This is a genomic window from Winogradskyella alexanderae (assembly GCF_020166335.1).
GTDB classification, from domain to species: domain Bacteria; phylum Bacteroidota; class Bacteroidia; order Flavobacteriales; family Flavobacteriaceae; genus Winogradskyella; species Winogradskyella alexanderae.
In genome coordinates, this window is record NZ_JAIUJR010000027.1 from 1 (window position 1) to 3,234 (window position 3,234).

General features: G+C 32.5%; 4 protein-coding genes. All 4 read right to left on the bottom strand.

The window, feature by feature from the left end; genetic code table 11:
* Nucleotides 1–80 precede the first annotated feature (80 nt).
* Nucleotides 81–698, bottom strand: a complete 618-nt coding sequence (locus LBU54_RS15155) for a hypothetical protein (protein WP_224531945.1) — start codon at nucleotides 696–698, stop codon at nucleotides 81–83.
* A gap of 121 nt (nucleotides 699–819) precedes the next feature.
* Entirely contained in the window at nucleotides 820–1,452 is a 633-nt protein-coding gene (locus LBU54_RS15160) for a hypothetical protein (protein WP_224531946.1), read from the bottom strand.
* A 156-nt stretch (nucleotides 1,453–1,608) separates the two neighbouring features.
* Entirely contained in the window at nucleotides 1,609–2,136 is a 528-nt protein-coding gene (locus tag LBU54_RS15165) for a hypothetical protein (RefSeq protein ID WP_224531948.1), read from the bottom strand.
* Between the two features lie 214 nt (nucleotides 2,137–2,350).
* Nucleotides 2,351–3,234 (bottom strand): hypothetical protein (locus LBU54_RS15170; protein ID WP_224531950.1); only part of this gene is annotated, 884 nt, incomplete at its 5' end.

The window sequence follows — 3,234 nt, forward strand, 5'->3', positions numbered from 1 at the left end:
GGTTCGGCAGAACTATTCCGCCGTAAACCAAAGTTAGCAAATACGCAGGAATTTCCGAGAGGAAATTCCGCCGCAATGAACTATAGCCGGTGTTGTAGCACGTTTTTTATTTCTATATTATTTCCGATTCTTTTTTTTAAAAATTCAGATATTTCTAGATAGTCCGATTCAATTAAGTTCATAAAATTCACATAATATTTTTTTTGATTTTTATCGACTATTATTATATCGCTTGATTTTAATTCAAGACTATCAATATTGTCAATTCCGATAGTGTGTTTATTATTTCCATTCACAAAGCTTAATTTATCGTTTTTGTATTCAATTATTCCAGTTGGAACAAATAGAAATCCAGTAATCAGATATAAAACTCCAGTTATAAGTATTGAGTACAAGAGAATTTTTTCAGATTCGATGTTTTTCAAACCAAAGTAGCTAGCAACAATTAAAATAGTTCCGAAAATAAAAGGAAATATTCGGTTATAATCATCGTTGTTCGTTCTTAATCTTAAGATGTTTGTTCTTTTTCCGTTTCTATATTTTAATCTTTCTATTATATCCCAAATAATGATTGGAATCCAAATCAGAAACACAAAATTCCTTAATGGTTTCAGGAACTCAATTCTATCAATAAAAACCATTAAAAGGACTATGCCAATTATCAGAATGTAGGTTAAATATGGATTTCGTTTCTTCATTTCGCAAATGTGCTACAACGGTCTAGGCTATGAGTAGTTGCGTGGTTTAACACTTAACTTTGTAAGTAAACACCAAGCTGAAAATCCGCGAGGATTTTCAGAAGTAGGCTAGAACTAGCAATTACTTATAGCCATTGTTAGCAAAAGTTTTTATTTTATTTAATAATCCTTTCCAATAGGCATATTCTCCTCTTTGAGAGATATAATTGCCTTTACTGTCAATAATCACATAGCCTCCACAAGGATATGGAATAGGATAAAATGTTTTTTCAATCAGACTATTGATATCAGATTTCCAGTCAATTTTATTACCGAATCCTTTTAATCCATCATCCGATTTATACACAAACAATTGTTTTAAATTTTCTATTTTATCAAACTTTCTACGATACTGATTATATTTTGATTTAAAATTTGATTTATATCCATCAGAACTGCATTTGTCATTTCCAGGGTAATAATTTATCAGAAATATGTCATTATCGCTGTACTTCTCATTTTTATAAAATGCATTTTTAATTGAGTCAAGAACCTTTAATTCAATTTCACCTTTTTTGTATCTAACAACTTTTACATTTAAGTAAGCAGAGTCTAATTCAAATCTTAGATTATAATCAAGAGGCTGTTCAGACTTTTTGTCAAACTCAGTTTTTGATATATACTCAAAATCATCATTTACGTAAAGTTCTTTCTTCTGACCAAATGAAATAAAATTACAGAAGCAAATTAGTATTAAAGTTATCGTTATTTTCATTTTGCAAATTTTTGCTAACGGTTTTGGCTATGGTTTCGTTGCGGAATGGTTCGGCAGAACTATTCCGCCGTAAACCGAAGATAGCAAATTTGCGAGGACTTTCCGAAAGGAAAGTCAGAAGCAATGAACTATAGCCAGTGTTGTGCCTAGTTTTTTTTAAATCCAAGAGTATGCAAATCTTAATTCAGTTGATTGTTCATGTTCCTTAATCTTGAATGTCCAAACAGTTTCGTAATATTCTTCTGGTCGGTACTCGGTTTTGTTCTCATACCAGCTATAATTATCATTTTTGAATAATTCCTCAACTAAAGCTCCTACTTGGTCAAGTGAATAACCTTTAAATTTTACGGTAACAATTTCGCCCCATTCTACACATTCCTGTTCGTGTCGAAATGTATGTCCTTCTTCAAATTGAATTATATATCCACAATAAATATCTGAAGTATTCTCATCAATCATCCAATCTGGCTTTTTTATAAAAGTAGAGTCAGGTAATTTATGAAATCGGCTTGTTAGATATTCTAACATTTTGATTTCGGGAGAAATTATTTCCTCGATTTGTTTTTCGGTTGTTACTTCAGTTTGGTCAATTTCAGAACGATTATCCGATGCTTGGTTTTTTACATTCTTTTGACAGCTCAAAAGTGTAAATAACATTAAGATATGTAGTCGAATTATAGTCATTTCAAATTAGGCACAACGGTCTCGGCTATGATTTCGTTGCGAGTGGCAGCGTGGCGAAGCGCCACTCCGGTATGCTTTGGTTTTCTCACCGGTAGCGGAGCGCGCTGCTTGCAGCAAGTGTTCATGCCATGATTTTAGTTTAAATGTAGGAAATAATCTCCAACCGAGTTGGGTAGAAGCAATGAATTATAGGCATTGTTGTGCAACGTTGTTTTTACCACGAATGATAATAATACATAAAGTTTCCATCTTTTTTTAAATAAAGCGTAAACCTTTCTCCCTCAGAATACATGTGTGCTACAGTGGCAACTGAGGTATATTCAATCGAGTTTTCTCTGAAATGCAATTCAGTCAGATTTCGATCTGATAAACCTGTGATAAGTTTTTGCCAAATAGTGTTTCCATTTTTATCCTTGCAAGTAAGGATTGTTTTATCATCAGTCTTTGAGATTGCTAAGATTCCGAATTCTGTAGCCTGGCTTTCTAAAGGTTCTAAATCTAATTTTTCTTCATAATCAATTCCGTAAAATGGTCCATCATCAAAGGTGGCTGTCATTTTTGGCAAGTAATTCACATCCTTTACTTGAGAATAAAAATCAGATCGTAAATAGTCGATTTTTTCGGCGATTGGTTTATTCAATAATTCAGTTGAATCTATTTCTCTGATTTTTAAATAGACAGCTAAAATTTTATCAAAGTATTCAACATTAATTTCATCGGTACAATTCGGATGATATTCTTTTAGCTGATAGACAATTAGAGGAATGATAAAGTTCGTTTTGATTTCAGATTGTTCTCTGTCTTTTGCAAAATCTATTTCCAATAACTCCTTTAATTGTGATTCTTCCCATTTAACTATTTCTGTTTGCTCCAAGCCAAAAAAGTCGAGATATTCTATTTCATAACAATCCACAGAATCTTGTCCAAAAAGTGAAACACCTACAGTTAATAATAAAGTGGTTAAAATTCGATTTTTCATTGTTCGGGAATGTTGCACAACGGTTTTGGCTATGGTTTCGTTGCGGAATGGTTCGGCAGAACTATTCCGCCGTAAACCAAAGTTAGCAAATACGCAGGAATTTCCGAGAGGAAATTCCG

What these genes read in the sequence shown, in the direction of transcription:
- LBU54_RS15165 (WP_224531948.1), bottom strand. Translation starts at nt 2,136, where the DNA reads ATGACTATAATTCGACTACATATCTTAATGTTATTTACACTTTTGAGC.
- LBU54_RS15155 (WP_224531945.1), bottom strand. Translation starts at nt 698, where the DNA reads ATGAAGAAACGAAATCCATATTTAACCTACATTCTGATAATTGGCATA.
- LBU54_RS15160 (WP_224531946.1), bottom strand. Translation starts at nt 1,452, where the DNA reads ATGAAAATAACGATAACTTTAATACTAATTTGCTTCTGTAATTTTATT.